Source organism: Thioalkalivibrio sp. ALgr1, from assembly GCF_000378285.1.
In the GTDB taxonomy this organism is placed as follows: domain Bacteria; phylum Pseudomonadota; class Gammaproteobacteria; order Ectothiorhodospirales; family Ectothiorhodospiraceae; genus Thioalkalivibrio.
On sequence record NZ_KB905133.1, the window covers coordinates 107,852 to 123,931 of the forward strand.

General features: G+C 67.0%; 17 protein-coding genes. 4 read left to right on the forward strand and 13 right to left on the reverse strand.

Going from position 1 to position 16,080, the window contains the following annotated elements; all coding sequences use genetic code 11:
- The first annotated feature begins 69 nt into the window (after positions 1-69).
- A complete protein-coding gene (locus F466_RS0104875) occupies positions 70-804 on the forward strand; it encodes a hypothetical protein (protein ID WP_018139088.1) in 735 nt (244 codons plus the stop codon).
- Here F466_RS0104875 and F466_RS0104880 read toward each other — a convergent pair whose 3' ends face one another.
- Positions 805-1,848 (reverse strand): acyltransferase family protein, encoded by a 1,044-nt coding sequence (locus F466_RS0104880; protein WP_018649381.1) that lies wholly within the window; start codon positions 1,846-1,848, stop codon positions 805-807.
- 212 nt (positions 1,849-2,060) lie between these two features.
- Here F466_RS0104880 and F466_RS0104885 point away from each other — a divergent pair, with 212 nt between their 5' ends.
- The gene (locus F466_RS0104885; protein ID WP_018139090.1) at positions 2,061-2,564 is read left to right on the forward strand and encodes a heme-binding protein; all 504 of its coding nucleotides are present in this window, start codon (positions 2,061-2,063) and stop codon (positions 2,562-2,564) included.
- 80 nt (positions 2,565-2,644) lie between these two features.
- Here F466_RS0104885 and F466_RS0104890 read toward each other — a convergent pair whose 3' ends face one another.
- From F466_RS0104890 to F466_RS0104905, 4 genes are all read right to left on the reverse strand, one after another.
- Complete coding sequence (locus tag F466_RS0104890; protein WP_018993572.1) at positions 2,645-3,790, reverse strand: PQQ-dependent sugar dehydrogenase; 1,146 nt, start codon at positions 3,788-3,790, stop codon at positions 2,645-2,647.
- 111 nt (positions 3,791-3,901) lie between these two features.
- Complete coding sequence (gene lysS, locus F466_RS0104895) at positions 3,902-5,392, reverse strand: lysine--tRNA ligase (protein ID WP_018993573.1); 1,491 nt, start codon at positions 5,390-5,392, stop codon at positions 3,902-3,904.
- 24 nt (positions 5,393-5,416) lie between these two features.
- Positions 5,417-6,512, reverse strand: a protein-coding gene (gene prfB / locus F466_RS0104900; protein ID WP_155987368.1) for a peptide chain release factor 2 whose coding sequence is annotated in 2 segments (ribosomal slippage) — positions 5,417-6,439 and positions 6,441-6,512 — 1,095 coding nt in all. Because the reading frame shifts where the segments join, the coding sequence is not laid out codon by codon here.
- Between the two features lie 100 nt (positions 6,513-6,612).
- Positions 6,613-7,560, reverse strand: coding sequence for a hypothetical protein (locus F466_RS0104905; protein WP_018993575.1), 948 nt, complete (start codon positions 7,558-7,560; stop codon positions 6,613-6,615).
- Between the two features lie 167 nt (positions 7,561-7,727).
- On the opposite strand from F466_RS0104905, the gene F466_RS0104910 reads away from it, so the two are divergent.
- On the forward strand, positions 7,728-9,338 hold the full coding sequence (locus tag F466_RS0104910; protein ID WP_018993576.1) for a DUF255 domain-containing protein: 1,611 nt from the start codon (positions 7,728-7,730) through the stop codon (positions 9,336-9,338).
- A 1-nt stretch (position 9,339) separates the two neighbouring features.
- Here the strand turns inward: F466_RS0104910 and F466_RS13710 are convergent, their stop codons facing one another.
- From F466_RS13710 to F466_RS0104925, 3 genes are read right to left on the reverse strand one after another with little or no spacing between them, the layout of a single operon-like run.
- Positions 9,340-9,513, reverse strand: a complete 174-nt coding sequence (locus F466_RS13710; RefSeq protein ID WP_018649377.1) for a hypothetical protein — start codon at positions 9,511-9,513, stop codon at positions 9,340-9,342.
- Positions 9,513-10,262 carry a type III pantothenate kinase gene (locus F466_RS0104920; protein WP_018993577.1) on the reverse strand — a complete coding sequence of 250 codons (750 nt, stop codon included), beginning with the start codon at positions 10,260-10,262 and terminating at the stop codon, positions 9,513-9,515. The genes F466_RS13710 and F466_RS0104920 overlap by 1 nt, the downstream gene beginning before the upstream one ends.
- The gene (locus tag F466_RS0104925; RefSeq protein WP_018993578.1) at positions 10,255-11,061 is read right to left on the reverse strand and encodes a biotin--[acetyl-CoA-carboxylase] ligase; all 807 of its coding nucleotides are present in this window, start codon (positions 11,059-11,061) and stop codon (positions 10,255-10,257) included. Before F466_RS0104925 ends, F466_RS0104920 begins: the two co-directional genes overlap by 8 nt.
- Positions 11,062-11,121: 60 nt before the next feature.
- Here F466_RS0104925 and F466_RS0104930 point away from each other — a divergent pair, with 60 nt between their 5' ends.
- The gene (locus tag F466_RS0104930) at positions 11,122-11,907 is read left to right on the forward strand and encodes a lytic transglycosylase domain-containing protein (protein ID WP_018139099.1); all 786 of its coding nucleotides are present in this window, start codon (positions 11,122-11,124) and stop codon (positions 11,905-11,907) included.
- 35 nt (positions 11,908-11,942) lie between these two features.
- Here the strand turns inward: F466_RS0104930 and F466_RS0104935 are convergent, their stop codons facing one another.
- The 5 genes from F466_RS0104935 to F466_RS0104955 all read right to left on the reverse strand — a co-directional run bounded on the left by F466_RS0104935 (position 11,943) and on the right by F466_RS0104955 (position 16,061).
- The gene (locus F466_RS0104935) at positions 11,943-12,257 is read right to left on the reverse strand and encodes a DUF2007 domain-containing protein (protein ID WP_018139100.1); all 315 of its coding nucleotides are present in this window, start codon (positions 12,255-12,257) and stop codon (positions 11,943-11,945) included.
- A gap of 26 nt (positions 12,258-12,283) precedes the next feature.
- A complete protein-coding gene (locus F466_RS0104940) occupies positions 12,284-12,910 on the reverse strand; it encodes a hypothetical protein (protein WP_018174501.1) in 627 nt (208 codons plus the stop codon).
- A 132-nt stretch (positions 12,911-13,042) separates the two neighbouring features.
- Positions 13,043-14,473: an FAD-dependent oxidoreductase gene (locus F466_RS0104945; RefSeq protein WP_018993579.1), complete on the reverse strand. Its 1,431-nt coding sequence runs from the start codon at positions 14,471-14,473 to the stop codon at positions 13,043-13,045.
- Entirely contained in the window at positions 14,473-14,853 is a 381-nt protein-coding gene (locus F466_RS0104950) for a DUF302 domain-containing protein (protein ID WP_018993580.1), read from the reverse strand. Before F466_RS0104950 ends, F466_RS0104945 begins: the two co-directional genes overlap by 1 nt.
- A 68-nt stretch (positions 14,854-14,921) precedes the next feature.
- Positions 14,922-16,061 carry an acyl-CoA dehydrogenase family protein gene (locus F466_RS0104955; protein ID WP_018139104.1) on the reverse strand — a complete coding sequence of 380 codons (1,140 nt, stop codon included), beginning with the start codon at positions 16,059-16,061 and terminating at the stop codon, positions 14,922-14,924.
- Positions 16,062-16,080 lie beyond the last annotated feature (19 nt).

A 16,080-nucleotide genomic window follows, 5' to 3' on the forward strand; every position in this document is an offset into this window, starting at 1 on the left:
TTCCTTAAGGGCCTGCAAAACGCCCCGCCCTGGCGCACAATGGAGGGGCACCCAAACCAGCCTCCCACGATGCTCTCGCTGATCCCGCGTCTGTTCCAGCGCGCCCCCGAACCCGACACCGAGGCCCGCCAGTGGGTCCGCGCCGTTACGCTCTGGGCACGGCGCCAGGCCGTCTGGGCGCAGCCGCTCGGTCAGGCCCACCTCGTTCTGCCGATTCGCGAGCATTTCCCCGGGCAGGCCGATACCCGCCACGGGATGGCGCAGATCGTGTTCGACGCCGTATGCAGCCATGCCGGCTTTGCCGACGGCCCGTTTCGGCTCGCGCAACCGGATGACCTCCTGGATAACCCGGTGCCGATGGGCTCCTGGGGCCATGCGCCCCGCCCCGAATCCATACCGATTCCCTACGATCCCCGGCTGGTCGGCGAGAACGAGGCCCTGATCGGGCACTTTGCCCGCGAGATCGCGCTGAGGCTCCTCCCCACCTCGGAAGAACCCGCCCCCTCGCAGGAGGGCAACGAGGGGCATGTAGCCGAACTGCTGGCCACACAGATGGGATTCGGTGTGATGCTCGCCAATACGGCCTTTCACGTGCGGGTCGGTGGTTGTGGCTCCTGCAGTGCCCCGAGTGCGGAACGCCAGGCATCGCTTGGGCGCGACGATCTCGTCTACGCGCTGGCCCTGTTCTGTCACCATCAGGGCATTGCCCCGAGCCGGGCGCGAACCTTCCTCAACAAGCCGTTGCGCCCGGTGTTCCGCCAGGCCACACGCAGCCTCGCGCAGCAAGCTCGCCAATCGGCCTGATCAGCTCTTCGTCGGGCGCCTCCATGCCCACGGCACGACCAGCAGGCTTTCCAGGGGCCCCTTGCGGAACAGTCGGCGCCAGCCCACCGCAAACAGCATGAACAGCCCGGTGAATACCGCGACCACCACCAATGCGGGGCCAACGTCCTGCTTGAAGACCACGTCGTCGCGCCACAGGGCGATCACAACCAGGTGCAGCACGTAGAAGGTCAACGCCAACTGGCCGGTCGCGACCAGCGGCCACAGCGCACGCCCGAGGCGATCCGCCGCCACCAGGCACACGGCAAGCACGGCTACCGCCACCCCGGTCGCATTCAACAGCCATAGCGGACGTTGGCTGTGGGCCTTCATGTCGGCGAGATCGGCCCAGCGCAGACCTCCGCCTGGCTCGCCCAACCACGCAAAGAGGGCGACATGCAGCGCCCAGGCCACCCCTGCAACGGCGGCACCCACCAGCAGCATCCGCAAACGCAGCGCATCGCTGCGCAGATCGCAGCGGCCCAGCCACAGCCCCACCACAAACGGCACGATCCAGGTGATCAGCGGGTACGGGCCCGAGAACAGGAGGGCGTGCAGCATTACACCGGGCGGGTTGTCCGGCCCGATACCGACCCGCTGGAAGGTATCGGGGTCCAGCATCTGGCCATATAGGTACAGCGGTGGCCCCAGCACCAGGGCGAACAGGCCCACCAGGAAGAGCACCGTGGTGCGTAACCGCACCAGCCCGATGGAGAGTACGAAAAACAGGGCATAGGTCTGCAGGATCACGTTCAATTCGCTCTGCATCGCCTGCAGGGCCAGACCCAATGGAAACAGCAGCAAGGCACGCCAGAGGAGTTGCCCGGCCAGGCCCTCGGCCGCGACACGCCGCGAGGCCGCCAGGAACGAGATTCCGACCCCGGCCACCAGCATGAACAACACCGAGGCCCGCCCATGCGGTAGCGCGTACCACTGGCCTGCAACCGAATCGAGACGAGTGGGCCCCACATGCACCATCAGCATGCCGATCATGGCCAGCGCACGGGCCGCATCGACCCCTTCCATCCGTCGCCGGGCTTCCGTGGCGTTACTCAAGCCCACCCAATCTCCCAAACACTTGTGGCTCCTCGTTCTCACCACCCGACCGTGCCCGATACGCGCCGAGAGGTCACCCGTCAGACGAGCGTTTCGCCGATCACGTTCGTATTCCACCGGATTGCGAAACGCCCGAGCAATGACTAGATAACAGATGGGATCCAAACAAAGGAGTCGCTCCCATGCGCATGACCAAGCTCACCCCCCTGTTCCTCGCCGGCGCCCTCGTATTCGCCGCAAGCCCGGCGCAAAGCAGCGAGGGCACCTTCAACACTCCGACGCTCCTCCCCGAACTCGCCGTCAAGGCGGTCGAGGCGGCCATGGAGGCCTGTCGTGATCGCGATACCCAGGTCGCGGTGGCCGTCGTGGATCGTCACGGCGTAACCCAGGCCGTCAAACGCGACCGCTTCGCCGGGGCTCATACCGTCGATACCGCCGTATCCAAGGCCTGGACGGCGGTCAGCTTCCGTACCGATACCCTGGAACTGCGCGAAATGACGATGCCGGGCGAAGCCGGTTACGGCATTCAGCACCTCCCCAATGTCACCATCCTGGGCGGCGGTGTGCAGATCACCGATAACGGGAGCATCATCGGCGGCATCGGCGTCTCCGGCGCCCCCAGTGGTGAAGTCGACCACGAGTGTGCCGAGGCGGGCATCGAGGCCATTGCCGACGACCTGTTCTAGCCCTGCAACGAACAAGGCCCTTCCCGCTCGGGAAGGGCCTTCTACTGTCCGGACCTTGGTAGCAGCCAGGACCGGTGGTGCTAGCGGGCCTCCATCCGGTACAGCCCGCCGTCGGACTCGTCTGTCAGCACGTAGATATGCCCGTTCGGGCCCTCGCGCACATCACGGATGCGCCCGATCTTGCCATGCAGCAGCTCCTCCATGTGCACAACTTCGTCGTCCTCGATCACGATGCGCAGGATACGCTCGGCGCGCAGGCCGCCGGCCAGCAGATTACCCTCCCAGGCCTCGAAGCGATCCGAGGTGATCAGCGCCAGCCCGGAGGGCGCCAGCGTAGGCAGGAACTCGTAAATCGGGGGAATCACATCGTCCGATTCACGGGCATCTCCAAACGGGCGCTCCGTCGGATATTCACGTCCACGTGTGACACCCGGCCAGCCGTAGTTACCGCCAGCCTCCATCCGATTGAGCTCGTCCCCGCCGCGCGGACCATGATCGGTCAGCCAGATCGTGTCATCGGCGGGATCGACCACCAGCCCCTGCGAGTTGCGCAGGCCGTAAGAATAGATGTGCGGCTGGGCGTCGTCACGGTCGGCAAACGGGTTGTCGGCCGGGGCCTCGCCATCCTCGGTCAGGCGCAGCAGCTTGCCGGTGTGGCTGGACAGCTCCTGGGCCGGCTCCTCCTGGCGGCGGTCGCCGATAGTCATCAGCAGGGTGCCGTCGGCGAGCCAGGCGAGGCGAGAACCGAAGTGGCCATGATTGCTGCCCCCGCGATCCTGCTCGAAGAGCTTCTCGAAGTCGTGCAGCTCGCCATCCTCCAACAGGCCACGGCCCATCGCAGTGTAGGACTGATCTTCGTCACCAGAGGAATAGGTCAGGTATACCCAGCCGTTGTCACGGAAGTCCGGGTGAAGGGACACATCCAGCAGCCCGCCCTGGTCGCGGGCCACCACATCCGGCACACCCGCCACCTCGCGGACCTCGCCGTTCCTGCGGATGTGCTTCAGCGCGCCGGTACGCTCGGTGACCAGATAGCCTCCACCGGGCAGGAACGCCACCGACCACGGGTGTTCCAGATCGCCCGCAACCCGCACCAGGTCGAACTGCTCGTATTCGGTGCTGATGCCGGACTCGACCGTCTCGCCGGCCTGGGCACCACCGGCCAGCAGCGCCGTGGCGGCCGCAGTACCAACCAGACTGCGCCAGACAGGGCCGTAATTCGCCATGACAACCTCCCGTTCTTTCCGTGAAACCACAACCATGCGACCGACAGGGTTTCCCGGTGTTCCCGCAATCGGCTTGCCCGTCGGCACGGTCTCAGCGGAGAAAGGGCGGCTTCAGGCCTCCGGGCGCAGGTGCGGGAACAGCAGCACATCGCGGATGGAGGCGCTGTTGGTCAGCAGCATCACCAGGCGGTCGATGCCGATGCCCTCGCCGGCCGTGGGTGGCAGGCCGTATTCCAGGGCGCGGATGTAGTCGGCGTCATAGTGCATCGCCTCGTCGTCGCCGGCGTCCTTCTCCGCGACCTGGGCCTGGAAGCGCTCGGCCTGGTCCTCGGGGTCGTTGAGCTCGGAGAAGCCGTTGGCGATCTCGCGCCCGCCGACAAACAGCTCGAAGCGGTCGGTCACGAACGGGTCTTCGTCGTTACGCCGCGCCAGCGGCGAGACCTCGGTCGGATAGGCGGTGATGAAGGTCGGGTGACGCAGTTTGTTCTCGGCGGTGTACTCGAAGATCTCGGTCCACAGCTTGCCGAGGCCGAAGCTCGCCTTGATCGGGATCTCCAGGCGCTCGCAGTGGGCGCGTACCTTGTCGATATCGGCCAGGTCCTCGCTGGTGATCTCCGAGTTGTGCTCGAGGATCGCCTCGCGCACCGTCATGCGCGTGAACGGCTGACCGAAATCGTAGGTCTCGCCCTGGTACTCGATGGTGGTCGTGCCCAGCACGTTCTCGCACAGCCCGCGCAGCAGCGTCTCGGTGCGGTCCATCAGCGCGTGGTAGTCGACGAAGGCCTCGTAGAACTCGAGCATGGTGAACTCGGGGTTGTGCCGGGTGGACAGCCCCTCGTTGCGGAAATTGCGGTTGATCTCGAAGACCTTCTCGAAGCCGCCGACGACCAGGCGCTTCAGATACAGCTCCGGCGCGATACGCAGATACAGCGGCATGTCCAGCGCATTGTGGTGCGTGGCGAACGGCCGCGCGGTCGCGCCGCCCGGGATCACCTGCATCATCGGGGTCTCCACCTCGATGAAGTCCTCGCGTTCGAAGTACTCGCGGATGTAGCGCACGATCCGGGTGCGGGTGCGGAACAGCTCGCGGCTGTCCGGGCTGGTGATCAGGTCCACGTAGCGCTGGCGGTAGCGCTGTTCCTGGTCGGTCAGGCCGTGGAACTTCTCCGGTAGCGGGCGCAGGCTCTTGGTCAGCAGGCGCAGCTCGTCCAGCTGGACCGTCAGCTCGCCGGTCTTGGTCTTGAACAGCGTGCCCTGCCCGCCGACGATATCGCCCAGGTCCCAGTGCTTGAAGGCCGCGTAGGCACCCTCCGGCAGGCTGTCACGCTGGGCGAACAGCTGGATATCCCCGGACTGGTCGCGCAGGCGGACAAAACTCGCCTTGCCCATCACGCGCTTGCCGATCATGCGCCCGGCCACGGTCACGCGGATCCCCTGCCCCTCCAGCGCCTCGCCTTCGGTGTCGTCATGCGCGGCGTGCAGATCGGCCGCCAGGGCATCGCGGCGGAAGTCGTTGGGGAAGGCCGGGCCGGCCTCGCGCAGCTCGTTCAGCTTGGCGCGACGCTGGGCGATCAGCTTGTTCTCGTCGGTAATCTCGGTCATCGGGAATCCCGGTAAAAGAAAGCGTTACAGCCCACTCTTAAGGCTGGCTTCGATGAACTGGTCCAGGTCGCCGTCGAGCACGGCCTGGGTGTTGCCGACCTCCACGCTGGTGCGCAGGTCCTTGATCCGCGACTGGTCGAGCACATACGAACGGATCTGGCTGCCCCAGCCGATATCGGACTTGGCGTCCTCGGCCGCCTGCTTCTCGGCGTTGCGCTTCTGGATCTCCATCTCGTAGAGCTTGGCCTTCAGCTGCTTCATCGCCGTGTCGCGGTTCTTGTGCTGCGAGCGGTCGTTCTGGCAGGCCACCACGATGCCGGAGGGCTCGTGGGTAATGCGGATGGCCGACTCAGTCCGGTTGACGTGCTGCCCACCGGCCCCGGAGGCGCGGTAGGTATCCACGCGCAGATCGGCCGGGTTGATCTCGATCTCGAAGCTGTCGTCCACCTCCGGCGAGGCGAACACCGACGCGAACGAGGTGTGCCGGCGATTGCCCGAGTCGAACGGCGACTTGCGCACCAGGCGGTGCACGCCGGTCTCGGTGCGCAGCCAGCCAAAGGCGTATTCGCCCTCGATACGCACAGTCGCACTCTTGATACCGGCGACATCGCCCTCGGAGAGCTCGATGATCTCGGTCTTGAAGCCGTGGTTCTCGGCCCAGCGCAGGTACATGCGCAACAGGATGTTGGCCCAGTCCTGGGCCTCGGTGCCGCCGGAGCCGGCCTGGATGTCGAGATAGGCGTTGGCCTCGTCCATCTCGCCGGAGAACATGCGCCGGAACTCCAGTGCCTCGACCCGCGCGGTCAGGGCCGCGACGTCGGCCTCCACCGCCGCTGCCGTCTCGGCATCGTCATCGGCCTCGGCCATCTCCAGCAAGTCGCGGCTGTCGGCCAGCTGCGTGCCGATCTCGCGGATGTTGACGACGATGTTCTCGAGCTGGGCGCGTTCCTTGCCCAGCGCCTGCGCACGATCCGGGTCGTTCCAGATGTCCGGGTTTTCCAGTTCGCGCTGGACCTCTTCTAGGCGTTCTTCCTTGACCGGGTAGTCAAAGATACCCCCTAAGGCCTTCCAGGCGGCCTTTCAGGTCATCAATCTGGGTATACAGCGGATTCAGTTCCATGATGCGTCGATTTCCGGTGTGCGGGTGGGCAGAAAAGCCGCGCAGTATAACACCCCTGACCCGGCGTCTGGCGCACTCGGGTCCAACCGGACGGGGTGCGTCAGAGGACTCGCGCGCGCCGCCAGAAGGCCAGGCTGTCCCGGCGTTCCAGCACCCTGGGCGGCTCCGAGCGCGCAAGCGGATCGTGAAACTCCAGCGCCTCCAGGTGTCCCTTCCGAAGCAGAGGCAGCAGAGGCCGTACGACGTCATCGGCCAGGGACTGCATCACCTCCGCATGGCGTTCGAGATCGCGCGCGCCTGCCAGGGCATCCAGTACCACGACGGTATCGCGCACCGCCTCCGCCGCGGCGGCCGGATCCGGATTCCAGTCAAGCGCCGTCCAGTCCGCCAGAAAGTGCGCGACAGGCCCACCGCCACAGACCGCGCGCACGGCCGTGGCGCCCTCTGGACGCCCCGGTGACCAGAACCACAGCCCGTGAACGGGCTCGCGCCCGGATTGCTCGCGCGCCTGGTTCACCGGATGCTGGAACCAGGTCATCTGCAGGGCGTTGTTTAGGACCTGCAGACGGCGCGCGACGTCACTGTCCATCGCACCCCGGCTCATCGAGCGACCCCAGCCCGCTGAGGGCGGCTCGCCCGCTCCATCCCCCTCGCCCTCCATTTCCAGGAGCCACAGCCCAGCCGACGACAGCCGCAGCGTGGCCCCCGCCGCTTCCAGATCCGGACGCGCGGCCTCCCACAGCGCCTCGCGCTCTTCCCGGTGGACCTCGAAGACCGGATCCGCGACCAGGTCCTTCATCCCGGGCGTCAGCCGCACGGGCCAGGCCAGCCACAGGCGCGATCCCGAGACCGGCTGCTCGAAGCCCAGCCGCCGCGCGAGCTGGACCTCCCAGCCCTCCCGGGCATCCGCCGGCGCAGCTACCAGCGGGCGTGCTCGGCCCAGCCAGCGCGCCAGATGCCGGATTCCCGGGGCATCCTCGCCGTCCTTCGGCAAGGCCGCCTCGGCACGCCGAAACAATCCGGGCAGCAGAAGCGTCACCCTCGCCATCTCGGGTCTCCCCTCGTCGCGGCCGTCCCTCCCCTGCAAAGGCGCATCTCGATCCCCCCGTGGCTTGATCCACGGCCATGCTACCACCGAGGCGGATGTCTCCCGAGGAACGGCAACCCCTTGATTGTGGTCTACCGTAGTAAGCAGCCCAAATCTCCAGGTGCGCCATGGACGAGCACAATTTTTTTGCAGTCGCCACCATCGGCGGGTGGACCAGTCCCGTCCTGGGCCTTGTTCTGCTGGGCCTTGCGGGCATTGTTGGTGCTCAAGGCGCGGCCGGACCCGCCGAGGCCCCGGATAACGGGCCCGACAACGGTTTCGAGGTGGATGACTACCCGGAAGGCTCCCAGATCGACTGGCAGTCCTGGGACAGCGAACTGTTCGAGGAGTCGAAGGAGCTCGAACGGCCGATCTTCTTCTACTTTCACGGGCAGTGGTGCACCTGGTGCCGCGACTTCCAGGACGAGTCGCTGGAGAACCCCGACGTCGTCGACACCATCGATCAGCACTACATCCCGGTCCTGGTCGACCTCGACGAGCGCGCCGACCTGTTCCGCCGCTACGGTGGTCGGGGTCTGCCGTTTGTGGTGATCGTGAACCACGAGGACGAGATGCTGACCCGCTTTACCGGGCATGTGAATCCGCGCGACCTGCAGGGCATCCTGGAGGCCCAGCGGGACATGTTCTCGGTCACCGGCCGCGAGATCACGCCGGACGACGCCGCGATCAATGACCTCGACCGCTTCCGCGAGATGCTCGACGAGGTCTACGACCGCTCCGGCCACCGCCTGAGCGGGAGCGCGGCCTTCGGCACGCTGAGCAAACGCCCGCAGCCCTGGACCTATCGCTTCCTGCTCGACGAGGCGGACTGGGAAGACCGCATGCCCGCCATGCTCGACCAGATCGCCGCCGACCTGTACGACGGAGTGGAGGGAGGATTCTTCTTTTTCCACGACTGGGATCAACGCGATCCGGTCCTGGCCCTCGAAACCTCCAAACGACTGGACCAGAACGCCGCGTTCCTCTGGCTGTATGCCGAGGCCTACGAGCGCTTCGGCAAGGAACATCACGCCGAATTCGCCCGCGGTATTCGCGACTATCTGCGCGACCAGCTCTGGGACGAGGCTCAGTCGCGCTTCGGCAATAGCCAGTATGCGGATCGCGACTACTACCAGCTCGACCCGGAAGAACGGCTGGAGACCGATCCCCCGCGGGTGGACCGCAACACCTATGCGGACAGCTCCGGCCAGGCGATTGCCGCCCTGGCCAACATGGCCCGGGTCATGGAGGACGAGGACACCCTCGACTGGGCGCGCGAGGCCATGCAGGCCCTGGACCGGTACCTGGGCACAGAGGCCGGCTTCCTGCACGGCATCACCGCCGACGGGCGCCCGGCGATGGAGGGATACCTGCCCGCACAGATCTGGCCGGAGATCGCCCGCCTCGAATTGGCCCGCGCGATCGAGGCGCTGGAGGGCGAGAAGCCCGATCTGCCCGATCCGGTCGCCGCGCTGGACCGCCTGAAACCGTTCTTTGACGAGGAGCTGGAGGCGCACGCCGAGCGTGTCGGATCGGACCTTGAACCGTGGTCAGAGACGCGCAGTCAGGCTGCACTGGCCTGGTGGCTGCACCGTCTGCCGGAAGAGATCGTAGAAGAATCCCACATCGATCCGGAGAAGGTTCGCGCGCGGCTGCACATCGAACCCGGCGCCGATCCCGACGACGTGGCCATCGGCTTCCAGGCCCTGCGCGCCGGCATCCCGGGACTGGACGACTGACCTAGTCGCCCCCGTCGAGCGGGTGAATCCGCACATCGCCCTCGTCGAGCATCTGCGTACCCCGCTCCGGTGGGGGCACGTCGGCGTAAGGGTCGCCGTTCCAGTGCCCCTGCTGCCAACTCCAGCCAAACAGGGCAAGATTCGCCAGCAGCAACAGCACGACGAACCAGCGCATCACGAGCCCCCCTCCGCGCGTGCAATCTGCCACAGGCCTTCCAGCACGAGGTTCTCGCGCAGAGTGACGAATTCGGTGAGCTGCCCGGCAAGCCAGGATGCATCCCCACCGTGTAGCCAGCAGACGGTGTCATTGCCCAGGTGGGTGCGGGCCTCGACGATCAGGCGATCGACCGCGCCGGAGAGACCCAGCGTCAGTCCGCGCTCCAGGCCCTGTTCGCTACCAAGCCCCGGTGTCGAGTCGAGGGTCGCGGGCCAGCCACCCGGATCGCGCGGAGCGACGCGGTCGGCCAGCCGGGCCTGCAGCGAATCCCAGCCCAGCTGTCGCCCCGGCAGCAAGTACCCGCCCCGATGCCGACCCTCGGTATCCAGCAGGTCGACCGTAATCGCGGTTCCCGCATCCACCAGCACGCAGGGCCCCGGCCCTTCCGCCCGGGCCGCCACCAGTGCACAGAAGCGATCCACACCCAGCTGGCCTTCGGCATAATCACTGCGCACGCCATAGCGCCCGCCCCCGTGCGTTCCCACCCAGTGGATGGGTACCGCCGCCCCCACCGCGTCTTCCAGCGCCGCCTGGCGCTCCGGGCTGCCGACACGGGCGGCCCAGATCGCCAGACCAGCGTCTTTCAGCGCCTGAGCACAATCATCAATCGCGAGGCTTGTGCCCTCGTCCAGCACATGACCGGCCGCGTCGCGGCGCTGCCACTTGATTCGGGTACTGCCGATGTCGATCAGCGCGCAGTCAGGCATGCCCAGCCCTCCGGATGGATACTTCTCCTGCGTCGAGATGATGCAGGACGCCCGCCTCATCCTCGACGCGCAGACGCCCCGAATCCAGGCAAATGCCCCGGGCAATGCCCGACAGGCCCGTATCCGGTACCTGGATGGGGCGTCCGGCCAGCACATCGAGGCGGTCGAGATCGTCCGCCAGCGCCGCCAGCCCCTGTGCCATCAGCAGCGAATGCAGGCGCATCTGCCAGCCTGTCACCTCGGCCGCCAGCGCCAGCCAGTCGGGCCCCTGCCCGTCTGACAGGGCTTCCAGGTCGGTCACCTCGCGATCCAGGCCGAGCGCTCCGGAACCCCGGCGATTGAGCCCGACCCCCACCACCAGGCGCCCGGGCCGACCCGGCCGGGGAAGCCGCTGCTCGACCAGGATACCGCCCAGCTTCGCAGCGCCTACCACCAGGTCGTTCGGCCACTTGAGACCCGGGCCTTCCACACCGAGCGCCTCCAGCGCGCGGATGACCCCGATCCCCACCCCGACCGGATAGGCCGCAGGCACCGGCTGGTTGGCGGCAATCGGCCAGGAGAGCGAGAGGGCCAGGCCGGCATCCGGGGGCGCCACCCAGGCCCGGCCTCGTCGCCCCCGCCCAGCCAGCTGCTCGCGCGCCAAACACACCCTGGGGCCGGCATGCATCTGCGCGGGGTCGAGCAGTCGTGCATTGGTGGAATCCACCCGTTCCAGCACCTCCACCAGCGGCGGTTCCAGCGCGGTTCCCGCCAGGGCCTCGCGCAGCAGCCCTTCCAGTTGCGCAGTTTCCGGCGCCATAATGGGATCGGTCGTCTGGGGAGCGTTCATTCGGACGTGGGCGACAAGGGGGGGATTCGGTTGCGCAATCGTGCATATGGTAAGCGTTTCGCGGGCGGACTGCCGGCGTTGCTGCTGGCCGCCGGCGTCCTCGCCTTGCCCGCCCAGGCCGACCTTTACACCTACTACGACGCCACGGGTGCCCGCGTGATTACGGACCAGCGCCCCGAGGGCATCGAGTACGAGACCGTGCCTTCGCCCCAGCGTCCCGGCACCTCTGCCAGCCAGAGCGGAACGGCTTCAGGGGGTAGCTGGTCGCCCAGCGAGATCTTCGTGTTCGAGGGCCCGGACGGCCAGCGTCTGGTCACCAACCAGCGGAGCCAAAACGCCAACATGAACCTGATCGCCACCTACGGCCGCCCGACAGCCCGGGCGCGCTGCGGCGAACGGGCCCGCCAGGCCCTGGCCAGCGGCGGTGGCGAGTTCGCCGAGCTGATCCGCGCCGCCGCGGGTCACAACGGTGTCGACCCGGCCCTGGTACAGTCCGTGATTCACGTCGAGTCCTGCTTCGACCCCGAGGCCGTCTCGCGGGTGGGTGCGCACGGCCTGATGCAGCTGATGCCGGCCACCGCCGCCGACCTGGGCGTGACCGACCGCTTCGACCCAGCCCAGAACATCCATGGCGGCACGCGCTACCTGGCCGAGATGCTGCAGCGTTTCGACGGGGATCTGGACCTGGCTCTGGCCGCTTACAACGCGGGCCCCGGGGCGGTGGAGCGTCATGGCGGCGTACCGCCCTTCCCCGAAACCCAGACCTACATCCAGCGGGTACGGGCCCAGTACGGCTCGGGTAACGGGATTCGCTAGAAAGACGCCCTGCGTAGCGGACTAGTGGTGGAGAATCAGCGCCGCTCGCGCCCGCAGTTCCAGCACTGGGTGAACTGCGGCTCGATCCGCTCGCCGCAACGCGAGCACTTCCATTCCTTCCCGTCGTGCTCCGGCTCGCCTTCCAGGTACTCCACGATCAGCTCGCGGGCCTGCTCGGCCTGGGCCTCGTGCACCACCATCACCCGCCCCCAGCACTCGGTCGGCGGGATCTCGCCGGCGGCGCCATAAAGCCCGGCCTGGGCGACATAAGCGGGGATGCCGGCCTCCTTCAGGAGATTCTCGATGAACCCGGCCATCACCGGGTCGGCAGCGGTGTAAACGGTACGCATGACCCGACCCTAGCAGTCAGTACGTCCTATTGCACCGTGCCCTGGTTGGCTGCCTGGAAGTATTCCATCGCCTTCTGGATGGCATAGAACGGGGCCTCGTCGAGGGCCTCGCGGGTGTGCGGCTCATGGACGTCGGCGTGATACTTGCGCATCGCGAGCACATGGATCGGCAGCTCGCGCGCAAACATCGGGTTGTCGAAATTGAAAAACTGCCCCAGGCCCAGCACGAGGTTCTTGCGCTCCTCGGCCTCGAGCGCCTCCGGGCTGACCGCGACATCCGGCAGCTGGCCGGCCTGACCGGTCACGGTCACGACGATCTCGCGATCACCGTCAGCCGCGACCGGGCGTTCCTCGTCACCGCTGATCAGCTTCAGGTCTTCCGACAGGTCCAGGTAGCCCTTCGCCAGGATGTGGCCATGCGGCTGGAATACCTTGCTGGACATATTCACGGCCCACAGCTCCAGGGCCTCCTTCAGCTGCTGAGCCGTCTGCGTCTCGCCTAGGGCAAACAGCTGCTGGGCGTAGAGGATGTCCCATACCCAGACCTGGCCGTACTCCGGCAGCTCTTCGTCCTCGCCCGCAGTCACGGACACGCGCTGAATTTCGGGCTCGTCCGCCGCGCGGGCATGCAAGGTGATCGTAAAACTGGCCAAGGCGTTCTCTCCTGCCGACGATGGAACGGCCATCGCGTAAATGCATCAGCGCCCCAGTATAACGAACACCCCGTACAGCACTCGGTTCTTCCACGCCGGCCGGGGCCTTGCCGCCAACGGCCATCTCACCTGTTAGCTGGCCATGCGCGGCCGCTCGGCACCCACGGGTTGTCCCAACCGGGCCTCCAGGTCGGCCGCGCGCCGCGCCAGGGACCCTGACACCGCGAACCCGGCCAGCACACCGTCGGCATGGAACTCCAGCTGGCGACCGGAGGGAGTGGATTCAGTCTCGACCCAAGCGCCTCGAGCGACGTCGCGCGGCGGACAGACATTCAGGGGCAGGCTTGTGGTCTTCACCTGGACCGTACCGGGTCCGGGCACATACTCCGTCACGTCGCCACCGAGGGTTCGAGCCAGCACCGCCGCCTGGTCGCGCAGCGTCTCCACGTACGGGCGCAACCGGCCGGCAAACTCGCAGCCGTCGCCGAGGGCAAAGATCGCCGCATCGGAGGTCGCCAGTTGTGCATTCACGCGGACCCCGAGGCCGCAGTCCAGACCAGCCGCCCGGGCGATGTCGTTCTGACCCTCAAGCCCCAGTGCGGACAGCACCACCGCCGCCTGGACCGGTTCGCCGTCCTGCAGCTCGATGGTCGTCCCCGGCCCTCCCTTGTTCAGGCCAACGATATTGGCATCCAGCCGCAAATCGACACCACTCTTCTCCAGGGCTGCGGCGAGGTCCCGGCTCATGGGCAACGGCAACAGCCCCGCGAGTGGTTGTGTGGCGCATTCGATCAGCGTGACCGGGAAACCTCCCCTGGCCAGGTCATCGGCCAGCTCGCAGCCCACCAGACCCGCCCCAATGATGGCCACCGGCGTCTCGGCCGGGCTCTTTCCCGGCGCTTCCAGTGCCTCGCGCAGCAGACAGTAGTCATCCAGGGTGTTCACGGCCAGCGGGGCCGGCGCGTCCCCCGGAAACTCGATGCGGCGCGGCCGGGCACCGGTGGCCAGCACCAGCTGGCCATAGGGGATACCTCCCCGGGCCGTGATCACACGCTGGCGGTCGCGATCGATGCCCAGCACGCGCAGAAACGGCATCAGCTCCACACCCAGACGCCCCGCGCGCTGCTGCCCGCCCTCCTCGACCAGTTCGTCGAGCGCGGTCTCGCGGCCAAACGCGTTCGACAGCCGCGGCTTGGTGTAATAGTCGCCACTGTCCGCGGTAATCATGCGGATGGTGCGGCGCGGGTCCTGCTCCCGCAGGCGCTCGGCCAGGGCCCAGCCGGCCATGCCGGCACCCACGATCACGACCGCGTCGGGATCGTCGCCGCGCGGGCCACTCCAGGCGCTTGCGGCGGAGACCGCGTCGGTGGACTCGGCCCGCGGCTCGAAGGGACTGAAGTCCGCCTTGGTCACGTTGCAGTCCGGGCAGTACCAGTCCTCGGGGATGTCCTCGAAGCGGGTGCCCGGCGCGAGGCCGGAGTCGGGATCACCCTTCGCCTCGTCGTAGATATAGCCGCAGACCTTGCAGATATAGCGCTTGTAGTCGTCGGTTTCGGTAGTCATCACGCGGCCTCCAGAGTGTCCAGAATCGCCTGCAGCTTCGGATCCAGCTCCGCACCGATGGTGTCGAGCTCAGGGCTCGCCCAGGGCTTGAATACCTCCCGCGCCGAGCGCGTGCGTATGCACAGGGCATCGCCCTCATCCGATACATGGATGCGCAGCGGGATATCGATTCCGGCGCCCTTGCAGGCCTGCCACACGCGCACCGCGTAGCTCGGGTGAAAGACCTCGAGGATCTGGTCGGTAGGGACCTCGACCCCGATCTTTGCCGCATTGGCCTGGCCGTTGATGTGCGAGACCAGCTTCAGTCCCTGGGCTTCGATCGCCTGCTTCAGCCGTTCCACGGCGGTCTCGGGGTCCAGTCGGGTGGTGGTTTCCAACATGGGGATTCCTTGCATTCGGGGCGCGGTCCCGGCTTCACCGGGGCTGCGCGGGTTCGAGGGGCACCGGTTCAGTGGGCGTGGATCCGTGCAAGCTCCTTGCGCAGGTGCTTGATCGCGGGCGTCACAATCGCGACGAAGTACGACTCGCGCAGCTTGCGCTGGGCCGCCGCGTCCGCCTTGTAGCCCCGCGCACCGCAGTGCAGCAGGGCCGACTGCGAGGCGCGCAGCGACAGCTCGGAGCCCGTCAGTCGCATCTGCAGCACATCGGCAAAGAAGCGCTCGGAGTCATCGAACGGTGTCTCCGACAGCGCGTAACAGGCACTGCGGGCATCCGCCAGGGCCTCCTCCAGCTCGCCGACCTGGTCATCCAGATAGCCATTCACGTGCGCGAGGGTCTCGTTGGACTCGCGCATGGTCTCGATGCAGCCATCGATCAGGCCCAGCCCCATGCCCATCTGCAGCAGCACAAAACCGGGGCGAATGCGGCGGATGTACTCCGGCAGAGGGTCCGCAAGGATATGGGCATCCGGCACGAACACCCGGTCGAAGTGGCAACCGAAGGTGCGCGAGCCCTCCAGCGCGGTGAACTCGGGGCAGGCCGTCAGGCTGAAACCGGGATCGGCACAGTTGATCAGCGCCATCAACGGACGCGGGTTGGCATCAGTGGTACGGAAGATCGCGCCGAAATAATGGTCCTCGCCCAGGTTGGACACCCAGGGCAGCGCGCCGGAGACGATATAGCCGCCATCGACGCGCTCGGCATTCAGCTTCAACTCCTCGATGTTGGCGAACCACTTCATAGGATTGGACAGAGCGGTCGCGCCCAGCGCCTCGGCATTGGCGAGCTTCGGCAGGGCCTCGCGCTTGAGCACGTCGGAGTCACTGTTCTCCGCGTACCAGGCGCAGGCGTTCTGGCACCAGGCCACAAAGCCTGTGGTCATACACTCGGCCGAAATCACCTCGGTCGCGCGGATCGCGCCGGCAATGTCCGTCGTACCGGTCGCGTTCTGGCTGGCCAGGTGGCGATTGAATGCGCCGAGGCGACCCGCCTCGCGCAGGAAATTCTCGGGGTAGACGCCCTCGCGATCGATGCGGGCGGTTAGCGGCGCGAGTTCGCGTTCCACCAGCGCCTTCAGCGGGGCATCGGCGTCCGCCGGCCCTGCGGCCGGCGACACCCCCGTCTGTTCGTCAGTACGGGTCTGCAACATGGGTTCTCTCTCCCGTTCG

Bases quoted from the DNA above. Each gene is read 5' to 3' on its own strand.
- F466_RS0104920 (WP_018993577.1), bottom strand. From the start codon at position 10,262: ATGCCTGACTGCGCGCTGATCGACATCGGCAGTACCCGAATCAAGTGG.
- F466_RS13710 (WP_018649377.1), bottom strand. From the start codon at position 9,513: ATGCGCTGGTTCGTCGTGCTGTTGCTGCTGGCGAATCTTGCCCTGTTT.
- F466_RS0104945 (WP_018993579.1), bottom strand. From the start codon at position 14,473: ATGACTACCGAAACCGACGACTACAAGCGCTATATCTGCAAGGTCTGC.
- lysS (WP_018993573.1), bottom strand. From the start codon at position 5,392: ATGACCGAGATTACCGACGAGAACAAGCTGATCGCCCAGCGTCGCGCC.
- F466_RS0104950 (WP_018993580.1), bottom strand. From the start codon at position 14,853: ATGTTGGAAACCACCACCCGACTGGACCCCGAGACCGCCGTGGAACGG.
- F466_RS0104955 (WP_018139104.1), bottom strand. From the start codon at position 16,061: ATGTTGCAGACCCGTACTGACGAACAGACGGGGGTGTCGCCGGCCGCA.
- F466_RS0104910 (WP_018993576.1), top strand. From the start codon at position 7,728: ATGGACGAGCACAATTTTTTTGCAGTCGCCACCATCGGCGGGTGGACC.
- F466_RS0104925 (WP_018993578.1), bottom strand. From the start codon at position 11,061: ATGGCGCCGGAAACTGCGCAACTGGAAGGGCTGCTGCGCGAGGCCCTG.
- F466_RS0104875 (WP_018139088.1), top strand. From the start codon at position 70: ATGCTCTCGCTGATCCCGCGTCTGTTCCAGCGCGCCCCCGAACCCGAC.
- F466_RS0104905 (WP_018993575.1), bottom strand. From the start codon at position 7,560: ATGGCGAGGGTGACGCTTCTGCTGCCCGGATTGTTTCGGCGTGCCGAG.
- F466_RS0104935 (WP_018139100.1), bottom strand. From the start codon at position 12,257: ATGCGTACCGTTTACACCGCTGCCGACCCGGTGATGGCCGGGTTCATC.
- F466_RS0104880 (WP_018649381.1), bottom strand. From the start codon at position 1,848: ATGGAAGGGGTCGATGCGGCCCGTGCGCTGGCCATGATCGGCATGCTG.
- F466_RS0104885 (WP_018139090.1), top strand. From the start codon at position 2,061: ATGCGCATGACCAAGCTCACCCCCCTGTTCCTCGCCGGCGCCCTCGTA.
- F466_RS0104890 (WP_018993572.1), bottom strand. From the start codon at position 3,790: ATGGCGAATTACGGCCCTGTCTGGCGCAGTCTGGTTGGTACTGCGGCC.